At 40.8% G+C, this 16,491-nt stretch carries 14 protein-coding genes; 1 reads left to right on the top strand and 13 read right to left on the bottom strand.

Going from position 1 to position 16,491, the window contains the following annotated elements:
• Positions 1–43: 43 nt before the first annotated feature.
• The 7 genes from AHMF7605_RS04095 to AHMF7605_RS04125 all read right to left on the bottom strand — a co-directional run bounded on the left by AHMF7605_RS04095 (position 44) and on the right by AHMF7605_RS04125 (position 7,331).
• Complete coding sequence (locus AHMF7605_RS04095) at positions 44–922, bottom strand: PhzF family phenazine biosynthesis protein (protein ID WP_106926701.1); 879 nt, start codon at positions 920–922, stop codon at positions 44–46.
• Between the two features lie 197 nt (positions 923–1,119).
• Positions 1,120–1,764 carry an NADPH-dependent F420 reductase gene (locus AHMF7605_RS04100; protein WP_106926703.1) on the bottom strand — a complete coding sequence of 215 codons (645 nt, stop codon included), beginning with the start codon at positions 1,762–1,764 and terminating at the stop codon, positions 1,120–1,122.
• Positions 1,765–1,867: 103 nt separating this feature from the next.
• Positions 1,868–2,404 carry a sigma-70 family RNA polymerase sigma factor gene (locus AHMF7605_RS04105; protein WP_106926705.1) on the bottom strand — a complete coding sequence of 179 codons (537 nt, stop codon included), beginning with the start codon at positions 2,402–2,404 and terminating at the stop codon, positions 1,868–1,870.
• Between the two features lie 208 nt (positions 2,405–2,612).
• Entirely contained in the window at positions 2,613–3,641 is a 1,029-nt protein-coding gene (locus tag AHMF7605_RS04110) for a S41 family peptidase (RefSeq protein WP_106926707.1), read from the bottom strand.
• A gap of 89 nt (positions 3,642–3,730) precedes the next feature.
• Positions 3,731–4,543: a hypothetical protein gene (locus AHMF7605_RS04115; RefSeq protein WP_106926709.1), complete on the bottom strand. Its 813-nt coding sequence runs from the start codon at positions 4,541–4,543 to the stop codon at positions 3,731–3,733.
• 132 nt (positions 4,544–4,675) lie between these two features.
• Positions 4,676–6,376, bottom strand: coding sequence for a serine hydrolase domain-containing protein (locus AHMF7605_RS04120; RefSeq protein ID WP_106926711.1), 1,701 nt, complete (start codon positions 6,374–6,376; stop codon positions 4,676–4,678).
• 112 nt (positions 6,377–6,488) lie between these two features.
• Entirely contained in the window at positions 6,489–7,331 is an 843-nt protein-coding gene (locus tag AHMF7605_RS04125) for a LytR/AlgR family response regulator transcription factor (RefSeq protein WP_106926713.1), read from the bottom strand.
• 408 nt (positions 7,332–7,739) lie between these two features.
• Here AHMF7605_RS04125 and AHMF7605_RS04130 point away from each other — a divergent pair, with 408 nt between their 5' ends.
• Positions 7,740–9,170 (top strand): tail fiber domain-containing protein, encoded by a 1,431-nt coding sequence (locus tag AHMF7605_RS04130; protein WP_106926715.1) that lies wholly within the window; start codon positions 7,740–7,742, stop codon positions 9,168–9,170.
• Between the two features lie 87 nt (positions 9,171–9,257).
• On the opposite strand, the gene AHMF7605_RS04135 is transcribed toward AHMF7605_RS04130, so the two are convergent.
• The 6 genes from AHMF7605_RS04135 to AHMF7605_RS04160 all read right to left on the bottom strand — a co-directional run bounded on the left by AHMF7605_RS04135 (position 9,258) and on the right by AHMF7605_RS04160 (position 16,255).
• Positions 9,258–9,995 carry a head GIN domain-containing protein gene (locus AHMF7605_RS04135; protein WP_106926717.1) on the bottom strand — a complete coding sequence of 246 codons (738 nt, stop codon included), beginning with the start codon at positions 9,993–9,995 and terminating at the stop codon, positions 9,258–9,260.
• Between the two features lie 226 nt (positions 9,996–10,221).
• Positions 10,222–11,109 (bottom strand): Cif family virulence factor, encoded by an 888-nt coding sequence (locus AHMF7605_RS04140; RefSeq protein WP_106926719.1) that lies wholly within the window; start codon positions 11,107–11,109, stop codon positions 10,222–10,224.
• Positions 11,110–11,373: 264 nt separating this feature from the next.
• Positions 11,374–12,405 carry a S41 family peptidase gene (locus AHMF7605_RS04145; protein ID WP_106926721.1) on the bottom strand — a complete coding sequence of 344 codons (1,032 nt, stop codon included), beginning with the start codon at positions 12,403–12,405 and terminating at the stop codon, positions 11,374–11,376.
• Between the two features lie 21 nt (positions 12,406–12,426).
• Positions 12,427–13,263, bottom strand: a complete 837-nt coding sequence (locus AHMF7605_RS04150) for a hypothetical protein (protein ID WP_106926723.1) — start codon at positions 13,261–13,263, stop codon at positions 12,427–12,429.
• 117 nt (positions 13,264–13,380) lie between these two features.
• Positions 13,381–14,892, bottom strand: coding sequence for a S41 family peptidase (locus AHMF7605_RS04155; protein ID WP_106926725.1), 1,512 nt, complete (start codon positions 14,890–14,892; stop codon positions 13,381–13,383).
• A gap of 103 nt (positions 14,893–14,995) precedes the next feature.
• The gene (locus AHMF7605_RS04160; protein ID WP_106926727.1) at positions 14,996–16,255 is read right to left on the bottom strand and encodes a helix-turn-helix domain-containing protein; all 1,260 of its coding nucleotides are present in this window, start codon (positions 16,253–16,255) and stop codon (positions 14,996–14,998) included.
• Between the last annotated feature and the right edge of the window lie 236 nt (positions 16,256–16,491).

A 16,491-nucleotide genomic window follows, 5' to 3' on the forward strand; every position in this document is an offset into this window, starting at 1 on the left:
TTAAGTTCGAATTTAGATGCTCTTAGGTAAGAAGTGTAAATACTTAGATTTCTATTTTTATCTTTTTTACGGGTATTCCTTTGCCACCAGCCATGAGCCCCTGAATTTTATTTTCCTTTAAACGTAAATCCACGATAATCAAACTGGGAGAAGGTTTAGCCATAAAATACCCTTGTTGAATCAAAAATTGGGTTTTATGCACTTGCATAATGTCAAAGAGGTAACAAGCTAAGGGGCCGGCTGCCATACCCGTGGCGGCTTCTTCGGGAATGCCGTAGCGCGGCGCGAACATGCGGGTATGCACGTCCCTTACGTTGCCGGTTTCGGTACTAAAAACATAAAAGCCTACCAAATCCAAAGCATCGCTTAGTTGGGCAATCAAAGTAAAATCGGGTTGAAGGTTTTGCAGAACGGCGGCATTTTTAACCGGAATAATGATAAAAGAGTTGCCGGTATTTACGCGTAATAGTGGTGCCTGATGAATTAAATCTTGTTCCGTTAAGCCTATTGATTTTAAGATTTGGTTTTGATAAGAAGTTACCTCGGTGTATTGCGGGGCTTTTTGTTCCATAAAAGCTAAGTCTCCCCGAAGGATGATTTCTCTTCGTCCGTCTATAGTTTCCTTTGAAGAAAATTTACTCTTAATCTGATGGGTTTGGGCTAGATAGGAAAAAGTAGCAATGGTAGCGTGCCCGCAATGCGCTATCTGGCGGGTAGGAGTAAAAAAATCAAGTTTAAAATCGGCCAATTCAGAATGCGCTACAAAGGCCGTTTCGTTTAAACCGGCAATTTGGGCAATAGCCTGTTTTTGTGCGGAAGTTAAAGCATCGGCGTTTAAAACAACACCGGCGGGATTACCACCTTGTTCCTGATCGACAAAGGCGTTTATAATTTGCACTTCTACGGCTTGCATTAAGTCCATGATGAAAAGACTATTTTTTATAGGTTAATTGCCTACTATAGACGCGTCTACAGGTAAAAAGACGCAGGTACTCTTGAAATTTTTTTGTAAGGCTTAACTAAGGAAAAATATACTAATTTTTGTTCCGGCGTATTGAGCGAAACAAACAATGTAAATACCGTTACTTATGTTAAGTTCCTAATAATAGTAAAGCAGCTTTATAAACCTTCGTGTTCCAATCCCCAGAGGTTATAGGAAATTCTTGGATGGCTTCCGGCTTTGCGGGCAAGCTCACCGGAAAGCAGCGTCATTCGTTCGATGGTACGGTTGTTCTTTAATAAACCAGCATCTAAAACCCGGAATGGCAATGGTCTTAGTAAATCAATTATTTGTTTTCGGACAAACTCATTATCTGATGTAACATAAACATCGCTTTTTATTCCTTGCAAAATGGGTTTATCAAAAACTACCCAATAAGTATTTTTAAATGCTCCCACCACTGTACTTTCCGGTATTGCTTTCTGTAATTCTTCGGCTGCTGAAGTACCATAAGGCGTAGTAAAATCGTCGAAATTGTCGTTAAATGGATTAACTATATCCAACACAATTTTACCTTTTAATAAGTCTCTATACTTTTCAGCCCAAGGTAAAAGATCTGTAAACCATAAAGTAGGGATAATTACATCGGCTTGTAGAGCCTCTTCTATACTTTTGGCCGCTAAGTCCAGCTGCAACTCCTGGACCACACTTTGAGTTTGTTCTTTCTTCCGGCCGCTAAAGCTAACCTTTTGGGGATAGTATTGGTAAAAGGTTTTGATTAGTCCTTTGCCCATCCGGCCCGTACCAATTATGGCAATATTCATCTTTTATGAAATTTAAAATCCTTCATAGATCTAAAGGAAATGGATATTAACTACAAGTCATTTGTAGTATTTTTCTAAAACTCGCTTTCCAATGAAACCAGGTTTATTGACTGTTACCCTGGAAATCCATTAACTTTTTTACCTTATCGGTTTCCACGTTAGGACAGTCTAAAATCATTATTTTAAGCTTGTCTTTGGCTCGTTGTACTCTCGATTTGGCACCGGAATAAGATATGCCAAAATAGTCGGCTAGTTCGAGTTGGGAGTAATTCTGAAAAGTGGTTAACAATACTGCTTGTTTATAATCTTCGGGTAATTTCTCGATTTTAAAATGGATGCAGTTGCTTAACCTTGAATATAGTTCTTCCTGCTTTTCCTGCTCCGGTAAGTCAAAGGAGTCATCTATAACCTGGTAGTTTTGTAAACGACGAAAATGATCGGCAATAGCATGGCGGGTAAGCTGGTATACCCAGGAAGTTAATTTTTTATAATCCCGAAGCGTATGAATTTTAGAGTGAATTTTTAAAAATACTTCCTGCAGGATGTCTTGGCTACTATCGGCATCTTTTACCTTTTTGAAGATAAATTTTTTTAATTCCTGATGCAGATCTAACCAAATAGCGTGGATAGAGTGATTCATAAAATCATGGTTATGTATGTCCGAAAAAATTAAATATAAGAGGAATAAAGATGCAAGTATTCGTACAAGGGAATCGGCATAGCGTAAGGTATTCACTAATGGATGCGTATGTCTCTGCTAGCTTAAATGAGGCAGTAGTAAATTATAAACCAAGTTGTTTATTTAGTTAAATTCTTACCTAAAGCAACTTGGTCTTCTACTCTCCGTATTAATCGATTAACTCAATTGCTTTTTCCAGGGCAGCATCTTTGCCGGCTTTTAACTCTTCTTTTTTATTTTTGATTAAAATAGTAGGTGCCATTCCAATACCTTCGTAGGATTCACCATTGGGTCCTCGTACATCCGCAATCGGCACCCGGAACACCCAACCGTTTGGTAATTCCCGGCGCATAGCATCGGGCACCGCACCACCGGTTGAATCGCCCACGAAAGTTACATTTTTGTTTTGTTTCATGGCCAGTACAAACGTTTCGCCGGCGCTGAAAGTAGCCCGTCGGGTAAGCACCACTACGGGTTTGGTAAACTGAAAATCTCCTTCCGGTTGGGTATAAAACTTTAATAATGGGCCAAAATCCGAATGCTTGGGACCGTTGCGTAACCGCGAAGTAAAAGATAAATGTTTCTCCGAGGCAAACCGGTTCGCGATATACTGACTTACCCGGTCTTCGCCGCCATCATTCTCCCGCATTTCAATTACAATTCCTTTGGTATCCCGCAATTCCTTTAATATTTTCTCTAGGGCTTTCACATAGAAGAAATAATCGTTTTCGAAATGTAAAAGATTGATATAGCCAATACTAGCCGATAGTTTACCGTAAACAATAGCATTGCCATGCGTCTTCTTTTCAATCAGGTATTTTTCCGCTACCGATTTATCGAAATCTGTAAAGGTTTTTCTACCCAAGATGCCGCCGCTGAACGGGGGTAAGCCGGTGCTGCGCAAAGGCCGCAAAAATATGTGATTGTCATCCAGCGGCGTAAGCATATTCACCATAATCTGGTATAACTCGGCTTCGGTTGTTGTGGATTTCACTTGCGGACGATATTGGTGGTAAACGGCGGTCCAATTTATTTGCTTTACTTCAAAAGAGCCATAAAGCCGGTCGAATTCCTGCCATAATTTTTCAAAATTTTCTTCCGGATTATTAGGTGATGGTGGACCCACGAGCGCCTCTTCGCAGGCGGCCATTGCAAATGCAAGTGCTAGAACAAGGAAATAGTTAATTAGGGATTTCATAATTTAAGTTTGGATTGATTTTAAGATTAGGTTGATTGAGAATAAAAGCGAGCCATTTGAACAATATTTAGCTACTTATTTTTTAAAGATTAATTTTTGAATTTAAACCGATAGCTGGTTTGTAGTAACAAGGCTTGAGAGTAGGACCGGATAGGACGTGGATCGGGATAATGGAACCAGCTAAATTGGTAAAGGGCTCCTAAGCCAAACCGGCGGCTTAATTGATAATTGTATTTCGCTTCCAGATTTATTTGCTGTAATTTATTCAGGGTTACCAAATCACTGCCTTGGTGAAAGAACTCCGTTAAGTTGGTGCCGTGCGTCGATTTAGCATAATTAGCGTAGTTGGCCCTTGACACAATAGCTAGGGCCGGAATACTTACCTGAGCCGTAAGGCTATGTTGCCGGATGGGTTGCCACTCTGCTAAAACAGTTGCGTTTAAGCCGGCCAGGTTCGTTGCCCAAAACGTGTTCGCAATTTGATCCGATAATAAAAACCCATTACTTAATTCTGCTCCGACAAACAATTGCCAGTTAGTAGAAGATAATGCTGCGTTTATTTTGCGGAGATAGGCTAATTTTAACTGAAGAGCATACAAAGTAGGGGTAATAGAATAAACATAATTGTCGTCGCCGTAAGTCCGGGATTTAAACCGCTCGGGAGAATAAGAACCCCACCCCGAATGTAACTTAAACTGGAACCGCGATTTTGTTCCCCGGTTTATTAAATAAAAAGCGGCCGAATTGGAGTTATGCGTTTTATATAACAGGGGCGAAGCTTGGGCATCCAGGGTAGCCTGATGATAGGGACCAAACATCAGGCTAATTTCTTTTGCTCTCTCTTGGGCATACAATTGAGGCAACCCATGTAGGCAAATAATGAGAATTAAAATTTTTTTCATAGAAGTAAAAAATTGGCTTGTTAGTTTTAGAAGATTAATAAGGAGATGATAAAATTTTAGAGATAAACCGAGCTGCTTTTCAACTTTTTAACTTTGGTGCTGACAAGCAAGAGGAGGTAATTACCGATTGATTTATTTCTTCCGGGTAAAGGTGAGGTTGGTAATAGCTTCCCGGTTGAAGGTAAAACCTACCGGAACTCCGGCATCGTTCGTGTTAAAGATCAGGCAGTTGTTGCCTTGTAAGTCCGCCAGAAAACGGTTGCCTTCCATAGGTTGAAAAGGAATAAATAGTATCCCAAATAAACGAAGACCCAACTTTCCTTTTCGTACTACCAAATGGTAAGTTTTCTTTAATTCCGGACTGTAATATTTTCCCGAATAAGTTTTTAGTTGCGATTTAGTTAAATGAACCGGGTTGATTTTCTGCAAAGTATAGCCATCTTCCCGAATGGGTAGGTGGTGCAAAGTATTTATTTGGCCATCTTCGGCACTGATAAAGCGGAGTTCATATTCTTTTAAGCCTTGATTCTGAAAATCCTGTGCGCCTAATGGCGTTAAAGGAGCTTTGTAACCATAGAGGGAAGTAGCCGCATACAGCTTGTCTTTTTCTTGAGTAATTATTCTTACATCCTGATTATTAGCTAGGTTTACATAATATCCCGCTAACGCACTTAAGTCACTATTGGTGACAGGCTTATCGATTGCTACTTTAGCAATTACTTTAGCTTTAATAACAGTTTCGCCCACGCTAAATAATTTGGGGGTAAGGCTATACATGTCGTTGGTATTTGCCAGACATATTACGGTTACGCGTTGTTCCGGAAACCGGACCATTTCGGCGGTATAACCCGGATCGCTACCGCTGTGGCTGGTAGCCAGAAATTCTTTGTAAGGCGCTATTTCCAGACCGTAGGCATACTTGCTCCACTGGCCATTATTTAAAGTAGCCGGAGTTAGAATTTTATTTATGAATGTCGGACTACCTTTACCCAGTTTATTGTTATAAAAGTTTTCGTTCCATTTCATTAAATCCTCCAACGTCGTAATTAAACCGCTGGAGCCAACGGTATTGCCTTTAAACTCACTCCGGCGATACCGAACCTTACCGTTTTTATAATTAACGCCGTATCCTTTGGCTAAGCCCGGAATAGTTTCCTTTAAATTACCGGAGAACCGGGTGTGTGCCATACCTAAAGGCTGAAAAATGGCGCGTTGCGTAAAATCATAGAAACTCATGCCACTTACCCGGGCTACAATTTCAGCCAACAAAACATACCCGCCATTCAGGTATTCGTACCGCTCACCGGGGTTAAAATTTAAATTATTTTGCCGGGCCATAGCCGCCAGTACATTTGCGTTGGTATAATGTTTTTCGCCTTTAAAAGTTAATCCTACCAAAGTAAAGCCATCGCGCAAGCCGCTGGTATGGTGTACCAGGTGGTGTAGGCGGATGGTTTTGCCTAAATCAGGTAATTCCGGCAGGTATTTACGGATATCATCGGAAGCGCATAATTTTCCTTGTTCTTCTAATAAAGCCACACTCATGGCGGTAAATTGCTTTGCCATTGAGGCTACCCAAAAAGAATGGTTAATGGTGAGAGCTTCTTTTTTCGCTACGTCGGCCATGCCGTAGGCTCGTTGGTATAATACTTGGCCATCTTGGATGACAGCTATTACTGCTCCTGGCGTTTTAGTTGTATTCCAGGGAATAAAAAGAGAATCAATATGTGCCTGTAGTGGTTGGGCTAAGGATTGCGCCCTAAGTTGGTTAAAAAAGCTGGTCGCTAAGAAGAAGATTTGACTCCAGATTAGCCCTAATACTAAGCGTTTCATACATAAAGTTTGTTTGGTTAAGAGGTACAAAACAAAGCACGAAAGGCCTTTTTCCTGCTTAAAAAAGAGGATTTGCCACTGAATCGCCAGTAAAATAAGGATGAATTGTAAGTTAACGTTTCAGCCAACGCCGAAACGCCGGTGCTTTGTCGCGGCTGATGGTAAAGTTTTCGGGCAATTTTGGATGGGAAATAAGTTGCACTGTAAGTTTGCCGTGCGTTTCGGTGGTATAGCTTTGTACGAGATGGACGGTGAGAATAAACTTGCGGTTTGCCCGGAAAAATACACTTGCGGGTAGTTGTTCTTCCAAGCGATCCAGGGAGGAATCCAGCAGGTACGTTTTATTGTCGATGGTTAATAAGTACGTTTCTTTCGCTTCGGAATAAGCGCAACTTATTTCGGAATAAGGTACCCGAATTTCTCTTTTCCCTATTCTTACCAGTAAATGTTCGTGGTTGCCGGTTGTTTCCTGCTGCAACTCTTGCACTAATTTATATTTCTCGGTTTGGCTTTGCAAGTAAGAGTCGTAGAAGTATAAGCCGATGTAAATACCGTTAATAAATAATAAAAAAATTAGGGCAATTATTACATCAAAGCTCCAGAAATGCTCTATTTGGTAAGGCCGGATGAAACGATATTCCAGCAGAACTAGAAAACTAAGGGTTAAAATTCCTACGACACAAGTACTTATAATTTGAATAATCAGCCGGAAAATTAAGTGTTTGTGCCAGGAATAATTTTTATCTAACCGGATTATTACAGCTCTTACTGCCTGCCATACCAGAAAAATCTTAAAAGCGTCGCTTAACACTTCGTACACAAACCACCGGTTTAATTTAATATCATCGTAGGTGAGATAATAAGCAAAAGCCGTGATGACGGGAATGCCAATTATTTGGATCCATTTATCGTAGTATACCGGAAGGGAGCGTGATGGAATTGACTCAGCAGACATAATGTACAAGCTCTTATTCTACTTACGAAGATAGTAGCCCCCTTATAAATTAGAAATTACTTTTTAGAAATAGGGACCTCAAGAAATAATTAGCCAGCAGAAATGGACCGGATTTTTTATAATAATTTTTAATAAAAATACTTTCTAACCTCAATTCTATAGCGAATTTTTCATTATTCGAATAAACAATTATATTTATTTAAAAAATATAGTTTTTAATTCATAGGTTAAATAAAATTCATACGGAATTTTTAAGATAATTATCCAGCTTTGTGTCCAATAAAGTTATATGTGAGGTGATTTCCCTATATAATGTTCTGCCCGGTTAGTTATTTGAAAAAAGATAAATAATGGACTTATTGTAATTTTATTTAATCAATTAATTCACACCATAAAATTTATTATACGATGAAAAAAAGTTTACTTCTGCTGGTGCTTAGTGCCACTTGCTTCGTTACCAGTGAATCGTGGGCCCAACAAAACTGGGTAGAGGGAGGTAATAACCTTACTGGGGTAGGCCGAATAGGATCGAACACCAATAACTCGGTTATTTTTGAAACAAATAATTTAGAACGCGCCCGGGTTACGGCTGCTGGTTTGTGGGGTTTTGGCACAGAAGAACCTAACGCGAAAGTTCACATTAACAGCAGCCTGGAGCAAATTCCTTTTCGAGTACAAATTCAAAACACGACTAAATTGCTGGTATACAAAAATGGCGGGGTTTCTATCGGTACCTTCGTTAATCCACCCACCAATGGTTTGTACGTAGAGGGTCGGGTAGGGCTGGGAGCTTCTCTTCCGTCGGCTAAACTGCACATTAAACACAACAGTACCCGGAGTGCGCCGCATTTGTTCTTGTACGAAGATGATTCGGATTATGTTAGAATAAACTTTGGCAATACCAATACCACCAATTACTTTGCTCTAGCTGCTTTACCGGCGGCGTCTAATGCGGCAGCTAAACTCAATTTTCGCTACAGTAATACCGACGATATTTTAACTGTTCAGGGCAATGAAAAAGTGGGGATAAACAATAACAATCCGCAAGCTGACTTGCATGTAAGGCACGGGCTTGGTTCCGGAACTACTAATGGTTTAAGATTGCATAACGCTGGCCCAAATAATGAAAACTGGAATTTATACGTATTAAACACCACCGGAGCCTTAGAACTTTACCAAAACGGCGAGTTCAGGGGCTCTTTCGACGATGTTTCCGGGGTTTACACCGCTGCCTCGGACATAAAAATGAAAAAAGATATTCAAAAATCAGATGCTGTTTTACCTAAAGTGCTGCAACTTGGGGTGAAGAAATACCATTTCCAGAAGAATGTTTCTACGGATACTAAATATTACGGCATGATTGCCCAGGAAGTAGAAAAGATTTTCCCGGAAGTGGTGCACCACCGCCAAGCGGACGACGGTACCGAACATTATACCCTGGATTACAGCGCTTTTGGAGTACTCGCGGTGAAAGCAATTCAAGAACAACAGCAAACAATTGCTTCCTTAACCGACCGAATTGCTAGATTAGAAGCTGCCATTGGCACTAATAATGTTTCCGGTTTAAAAGATATCGATTTAGCTGGAGTATCGCTGGAGCAAAACCAACCTAATCCTTTTAATCAAGTTACTACTTTCCGGTACACCTTACCGGTAGGTACCAATGGAATGCTTAAAATTTACGAGGCTTCTTCCGGTACTTTAGTAAAAACATTACCTGCTCCGGCTATCGGTCAGGTTCAGGTAAACGCTAATGATTTTAAGGCGGGAACTTACGTGTATACTTTAGTAGTAAACGGAAAAGTAGCTGCTTCCAAACAAATGTTGATTGTGCAATAATTTATTCGATTAAATAAAAAAGCTGGCTGTTGTAACAGCCGGCTTTTTCATAGATAACAATTGTTTATTTTAGTTATAAGTTATTTTTTACTCATGAATTACTTTGCCGGAACCACTTATCCGGGTATTTACCGTGGGATTACCACGATAGTAAACGGTGCCGCTACCCGCTAAATCTACATCCAAGGTTTTACTGGCCATTACCTGCGTTTTACCGGAGCCAGCTACTTGAACACTTACGTCTTCAGCAGTTAAGTCGTAGGATTTTACTTTTCCTGAACCCGCGATATGTATGGTTTGCTGTTTGGCCGTACCGGCTAGTTCTATTTCGCCGGACCCCATTATTTGGGTAATTACTTTGGTGGCCGCTAAATCAGCTTCAATTTTTCCCGAACCGTTTACAACTACTGAAAAGTCGGTAGCTGTTAATTTATTTTGCCCGCTTATCTGCCCGGAACCATTCAGGTACAATGAATTTACTTCGGGCATTGTCAAGTACACTTTTACGGTTTTACTCCGCCGGATACAGTCGTCGAATTTTATTTTCCATTTGCCGTTCTGTACTTGGGTATTTAATTCATCCAGAATGTTTGGTTCTCCTTTAACTTCTATTTTTTGGGGGGAGCCTTGGGTGACGTAGACCTCAAAATCCCCGTTCACGTCAATTTCTTGGAAAGGCTGCAGTTGAAGCGTGCGGCTGGTTACATCGCCTTCCCCTTTGATACAAAAAGCTCCGTGGTCGGTACAGGCGGCTAAAGTGAACCCGGCAATGACCCAGGTTCCCCAAGAGAGAATATTTTGTTTAATGGTTACTTTCTTTTTCATAGTTAAAAAATGGTGGATGGATTAGAGTTTAAATGATTAATATAATTTTTTGGGTTATGTATAATTGGGATTAAGTAGATTAATAGATTTTAAGAAGTTGAAAATAGTAGTAGGAGGAGCTTCAGCTATTTACAAATTTATTATTTCGAAGAATGTAGGCACCGCAGTACCAGGCTGCTGGTTAAAGCAGAATTTTAAGTATTGACTTTGTTACACGAAGAGTTTTTTAGTTGCTCGGTTTCTGTTCGCCGGAAGGAGCGGGTGGGTGAACACTGATGCTTTCATGTAATAATTGCCAGCCTTTAACGGGATCTTTCCGCCAGACGTGCATGTAAACTCCTTTTTGTTCCGCGTTAGCACCAGCGTCCGATCTAACAACGAAACAGGAGCCATACACCACTCCTAAATCCTGGGCAGCCGCTAGTTTGAACCCTTCCGGAGTAAATTTCAGGTTCGTATTTTCGGCGAATAAAGCCTGCTTTTCAACTTCTGAAATGTAAGGCGCTTTACCCCGGCGTAAGATCCGGGCTTCGGGATGCAATACCTCTTGGTAACCCGCCGCTGAACCCGGTTGTATTTTGGCGGCCAGGTTTTGATCTATTTTTATTAAATCAGCTTCTTCTTTTTTCCGGCTTTTAACCAGAGCCGGAGCAATGGTTTTTACGTCATTTAGTTTCCAGGTGGTTGCCGTAGAAGCATGGGAATTACCTAAATCAATAACAAATTTCCATTGCCCGTCGGGTTGTTTTTCCCATACCGTAGCAAAATCGCCGAAAGCCACATCTTTTCCCTTTACTTGGTATTTGTAAGGACCAGAGGTATAGCCTAAATCTCCGGAAGCAGAAATACTAGCTACCGCCGGATCCCAAATTAACTTACCGGTAGTATCCGGCGGTAAGTTTTGATAAATAGGCCGGCCTTTTTCTAATTTACCCTTATTCTCCAGCAAAGAATTTTCCGACATATTCGCTAAAAAAGCAGCCCTGGTATCTTGCGTAATGGCCATTTTAGCAAAAGATCTTTCCGCGTTAATTACTTCCTGTACCTTTACCTGAGCCTGGGTATAAAAACCAGTGATTAATAAATGTAAGAACAAGTAAAAAGACTTTTTCATTTGTATAGATTAAACTAGTTTTATTATTCCGCTAAAGTTCAACTGCTATGCCAGAGCTAAAAAGGTGCATTTTATCATTTAAAAACCCATATTCGGAAAATCCTGCTTCAAAAAGTGTCCGTTTTTAAAAACAAGTGTCCGCTAATAGAACAGATTTCTCTAGGAATCTATCCGGAAAAACAACCTGTGCATTCTATTACTCCAACTAAATTTCTTCTCTTCTTAACGGGTTAAAAGGATAATAGTAAAAGGAAAAATGGGAAATTAATGAACAAGGGTTAAAGCTTTTTCCAAGGCAGCATCTTTACCAGCTAGTACTTCGGCTTTCGTATTTTCTACCAGAATGTCCGGAGCAATGCCCATTCCTTCGTAGCTTTTGCCGTCTATTGCCCGGATATCATTAATACTGATGGTATAATACCAACCATTCGGTAATTCGCGGCGAGCTTGGTCGGAATAGGCTCCCAGGGTAGTATCGCCAACTTGCACCAGGGGTTTAGAAGCTTTTAGCGCCCAAAGTAAAACTTCCCCGGAACTAGCCGTCCACCTATTCGTTAGTACTACCAAAGAGTTCGTATATTGATTTTTGCCTTGTGGTTGTACGTACCACTTTACGGGAGCCGTAAAGTCGGTGTATTTTGGTCCGTTGCGTTTGCGGCTGGTCATGAACAATTTTTTAGCGGTGGCAAACCGACCGGCAATGTAGGCGCTGTTTTTATCATAGCCGCCTTCAAAATCCCGGAGGTCCAGCACTAAACCATCTGTATCTTGTAAATAATCTAACATCGTATTTAAGGCTTTGGTGTAATAAGCAACGTCTAAGCCCGAGTCTTTTAAGTAGATATAACCAATGTTAGGCGCCAGTTTACCGTAGGTGATGCTAGGGCCATATTCTTTTTTTTGGATTAAATAATGCTCTTTCACCACTTGCAAAGAAAAATCTTCGTGTTTTAAACGACCCGCTAAGCCGCCATCGTAACGCATACCCGGAGTTCCCGGTGCGAGTAAGGTTAAGTGACTATCATCTAAATGAGCGAGCATTTCGGTAAAAATTTTAAATAATTCCGCCTTGGTAGTAGTGGTTTTTACCTGGGGCCGGTATTGGGCATATAAGGCATTCCAATCTATATTTTTAATCGAGAGAAAAGCCGATAATTGGTCGTACTCCCGCCAAAGCTGTTCAAAATTCTGCTCCGGATTATCTGGAGTAGCCGGCCCGACTAAAGTATCTTCACAGGCCGAGAAGCTCAGCCAGATAAATACCAGTAAGAAAGAGTGAACAAGAAGTTTTTTCATGGTTTTAGATAAATAAATAGTTTAAAATAAATAGTTTACCTGAGCGCTTACCGCTTGCTGATAGGCCCGGATGGAACGAGGTTGGGAATAATGCTGCCAATTGAAATCATAAGCCAGACCTACTTGCCAGTGGTAATTTAACCTAAACTGATAAGCAGCATCCAGGTTAATGCGTTGGTATTGCGGCACAAAAGTCAGATGACTACCTTCGGCAAAAAAAGCGCGAAAATCACCTTTTTCCGGATCTGAAATACTGTTACTATAAGGCATCCGGGAAACTAAAGCCAAAATTGGAAGAGAAGCCCCAATTCTAAATTTCTGGTTAGGGAAAAAAGATTTTTCGTATTGCAGGACGGCGTTTAAAGCCAGGGAATTCATACCCCAGGTACTCCAAAAACCAATATTATCTGAGTAACCAATCCATTCTTGTAAACTGATACCCGCAAAAAGCTGATTATTACCTTTTACCTGTAAGCGTCGCAAATAACCTGCTTCTAACTGGCCCAGGTAAAGAGTAGGAGCGTGTAAAACCGAAACGGTAGTCGTTTCGCCGTAAAAATCAGTGTTGCTTAATATAAATTCGCGGGCACCATGTTCTTTGGGTAAAGCCGTACCCAGACCTGCCTGAAACTTAATATACCTTCTGGATTTTGGCGCCGTATGTTCGTAAGCGAGCGCTATGCCGTTTAAATTGGCATGGTACACCAACGGCGAGGCTTGCTTATCTAAGAATCTAAAAGTACTGCGGGTATAAGCAATCTGCAAAGTGCTTTTCTTCAGGTCCTGCGCCGGGAGGATTCTAGAGCTTACCAGGAGAAGTAAAGCTAGCATTGTTCTGGAATAATAAATTCTTTTCATAGGTTTTATTTAAAAAATTGAGATAATAGGATAGCATGCCAGCTTGGAAACCGGTTTAAAAAAAGTAGATAAGGTTTTAATGAGTGCCAGCTAGATACCTGCTGGCTAGAGAACTTGCTATTTAGCGGCGGAAGAAATCTTTTTTTTCCGGATTATATCGAGCGTAAATTCCAGATCAGCGTCTCGTTTCTGCAAAATATCTTCTATGGTAGGCACCACTTCGTGATCCGGCAAAACGCCCCGGTCCGGGTAAGGATAACCTGCTACGGCCATGTGGTAATCCCATTGCGGCGTAGCAATTTCAATACCCGTATGGGGCAAAACGGTCACTACAAAAAAGCCGCTGGTGTTGCCGTAATAACCGCCGCCGGTTTCGCGGCCCACAAAGGTAGCCCGTTTATTATAATGCGCGATGGCCGCAAACTCCGCAGTAACCGAAAAACTATACCCATCCGTTAAAATATACACGTCGCCTTTAAAGGGACTTTGCTGCGGTTTTTGGGTTTTCAAAGCTTTTTTATAAGGAAATACATACTTCCCATTTTTGTCTTTCCGGATGAACAAACTACGGTAAACAGGAAACATTTTGGGCACCCAGGCAATGTGTTCGCCAAAGCTAAACTTTTTCTTTTGCGCCACGAAAATCTTATCGTAGTACCGGAAAGGTTTATCCGATAAGTAGGAGTAAAGCAACGAACCCCACCGATCCATGCCGCCTTCGTTGCCCCGCACATCAATAATTAAATTTTGAATGTTTTTCGCCTTGAGCTGCCAAAACGTGTCTTTGTAGAATTTTTTAACGTCCATCTGATCTTTATAGACGTTGAAATTATCAATGGTTAAAATGGCCGTTCTGTTTTCTTTGTATTGCAGCCGCATGGGAAGCCGGGGAGCAGGCTGATCTTCTTTTTCTAATTTTTGCAGGGTAGCCAGGTTAATGGCAGGTACGGTTATTTTATTCGTGCTTGAATTATTTTTTTCTTGAAAAGTAATTTCGTAAGCGAACGCAGCGCCCACGTAAGTACCGTAGTAAAAAGGAAAAAACTTGGTCAGAGATTGGTATTTAACCGCCTGACTATTGCCGTCCGCAAAATAAACCGTAGGCAGTAACTTGTCTACTAGTTCTTGTACCGAAATCCCGTTTATAGCTATTATCTCAGAACCCAAAGGAATATTATTTGAGCCGGAATTATTACGCACTAAGAAAGCCTGTTTCCCCGCCGGAAAATATAAATCTAGCGGAAAGAGCTGATCCAAATTATAATAATACTGCCAATGCGGGCGCACGTGGGGCATGTATTTTACGTGACCATCTTTTAAAGCCACAATAAGGGGAGTGGCGGCTACGTAAAACTCTTGCTGGGTCATAGGCCGGTTCAAGGTTTTCCCAATGCTGTCGAATAAAACCTCGAAACGGGTTTTGGAAGTGTAGCGGTACATTCCGGGATGCGACTCTTCTAAAATAGTACGCATCAACTTTAGATCGGCTTGCAATTGAGTTGGCGTAAATTGCTGGTTTACATCTACTGCCGCGGAAGTTGCCGGCTGGGGTTGGCTCATGCCCCGGTAGGAGCCGAACACCAACAAGGAGGATAGTAAACAACGTTTCAAGAGACTTAACTTTTTCATGGTTTTAGAGGAAAGGAACGTTGCAAATGTATCGTCGTAAAAAGCCGCTGTCGTCTTAACCGCTAAGTTCAGACCCTTTTTGGGCTAAAATAAGGGCAATCCGCTAAGTTCGGACATTCTGGGCCTGGCTCCGCACGTATTCCGAGGGCGTTTGGCCGGTTTGTTTTTTAAATACCGCATTAAAAGTAGCTTTGGAGTTAAAACCGGCTTCTTCGGCAATGGCTAAGTTCGTTAAATGTTTGAATTTAGGATCGACCAACAATAACTGCGCTTCGGCTACCCGGTACTGATTGATAAAATCGTAAAAATTTTTATCTAATTTATTGTTGATGATTTGTGATAAATGGTGTTTGGGAATCTGGAGAAGCGCCGCTAAATCCTGAATGGTAATATTACTTTGCCGGTAAGGCTTTTCTGCTTCCATATAATCCAGCAAACGATTCAAATAATTTTGGCTTTCTTCCGATTTTAAACTCGACTTTTGGTATTTTGGCACAGATTCCTGCGTTGTCTCCAAATTATCCGCATGAGGAGATTGGGTTGGTAAAGGGGCATCGTTTGAAGAGGAAATGGGTGCTTTCTGGTCGTAAGTAGATACCTGGTTTGGAAAAGAAGCCGGTAAAACGGGTCGGTTGACAAAAACCTGGGGTTGGGCCAAGGCTTTGTACCCAATCCAATAAACCAATGCCACCATCATTAAGTAATGTAAGTGGTAATGATAAATTTCGGTAAGCACGGGTACGTACCATTTTTTGGCGTAAAAAGCAATGGCTGCCACAAAAAAGATACTTAAAATGGCATAGATAAATTGCTTTAGCCACTGTAAACGGATTTTTTCCAGCTCCGAAAAAGTATCTAAAATTTTCTTTTCGTACCGATACAAAGCCTTCAAGGAATAAACCAGGTAAAAAAGTATTTGAAATAAAGTCGCCTGGCCTAACAAACCGAAATCGTCTTTACGGGCCGTTTCAAAATCATTTAAATAAGCAATTTTCTCAGCGGTAGATTGTAAATAATAAGGTAACAGATAAATAAAAGTTACAATTGCCGGTATAAAGTGAATCAAGTCCGTGCGCCTAAACCGGGGAGCCCGAGAGGTAATTTTCCGGGTAAAAAGATATAGCAACGGACCAAAGAACAAAGGATTTAGCCAGCCAATTTTACTTAAATGCGGAAGAGTAATAAAAAACTCCCGAGTGTCGAATGCTACCAATATCGATTGAATAGACACCAGAAAAATGAAAGCTCCCAGCAGCCGGTTAGCTAATTGGTTGGTTTTACGGGTAAATAAAAGAACAGCCAGCAATATTCCCTGTAAAGCTCCACCTACCAGGATCAACTGCATTATTTGGGTAAAATTCATAATTAATCAGCCAGTAATGCTACAAATTTAGTAAATGTATGGCTTAATGCCGCTGTACTTTGCTTTTACCAATAATCATTTCACTTATTTTTAACCTTACTACCTATTTATTTATAAACGTGACTCCATATAAGGGAAAGATTTACGGGTTGATATTAAAACTTCTTTCGAATAAAATAATTTAGACCTTACCCTGATTTGAGTATATTGGCGCCGAATAAAATGAAACTGGAAGG

It is taken from the genome of Adhaeribacter arboris, assembly GCF_003023845.1.
Classification (GTDB): domain Bacteria; phylum Bacteroidota; class Bacteroidia; order Cytophagales; family Hymenobacteraceae; genus Adhaeribacter; species Adhaeribacter arboris.

Bases quoted from the DNA above. Each gene is read 5' to 3' on its own strand.
- AHMF7605_RS04095 (WP_106926701.1), bottom strand. From the start codon at position 922: ATGGACTTAATGCAAGCCGTAGAAGTGCAAATTATAAACGCCTTTGTC.
- AHMF7605_RS04100 (WP_106926703.1), bottom strand. From the start codon at position 1,764: ATGAATATTGCCATAATTGGTACGGGCCGGATGGGCAAAGGACTAATC.
- AHMF7605_RS04105 (WP_106926705.1), bottom strand. From the start codon at position 2,404: ATGAATCACTCTATCCACGCTATTTGGTTAGATCTGCATCAGGAATTA.
- AHMF7605_RS04110 (WP_106926707.1), bottom strand. From the start codon at position 3,641: ATGAAATCCCTAATTAACTATTTCCTTGTTCTAGCACTTGCATTTGCA.
- AHMF7605_RS04115 (WP_106926709.1), bottom strand. From the start codon at position 4,543: ATGAAAAAAATTTTAATTCTCATTATTTGCCTACATGGGTTGCCTCAA.
- AHMF7605_RS04120 (WP_106926711.1), bottom strand. From the start codon at position 6,376: ATGAAACGCTTAGTATTAGGGCTAATCTGGAGTCAAATCTTCTTCTTA.
- AHMF7605_RS04125 (WP_106926713.1), bottom strand. From the start codon at position 7,331: ATGTCTGCTGAGTCAATTCCATCACGCTCCCTTCCGGTATACTACGAT.
- AHMF7605_RS04130 (WP_106926715.1), top strand. From the start codon at position 7,740: ATGAAAAAAAGTTTACTTCTGCTGGTGCTTAGTGCCACTTGCTTCGTT.
- AHMF7605_RS04135 (WP_106926717.1), bottom strand. From the start codon at position 9,995: ATGAAAAAGAAAGTAACCATTAAACAAAATATTCTCTCTTGGGGAACC.
- AHMF7605_RS04140 (WP_106926719.1), bottom strand. From the start codon at position 11,109: ATGAAAAAGTCTTTTTACTTGTTCTTACATTTATTAATCACTGGTTTT.
- AHMF7605_RS04145 (WP_106926721.1), bottom strand. From the start codon at position 12,405: ATGAAAAAACTTCTTGTTCACTCTTTCTTACTGGTATTTATCTGGCTG.
- AHMF7605_RS04150 (WP_106926723.1), bottom strand. From the start codon at position 13,263: ATGAAAAGAATTTATTATTCCAGAACAATGCTAGCTTTACTTCTCCTG.
- AHMF7605_RS04155 (WP_106926725.1), bottom strand. From the start codon at position 14,892: ATGAAAAAGTTAAGTCTCTTGAAACGTTGTTTACTATCCTCCTTGTTG.
- AHMF7605_RS04160 (WP_106926727.1), bottom strand. From the start codon at position 16,255: ATGAATTTTACCCAAATAATGCAGTTGATCCTGGTAGGTGGAGCTTTA.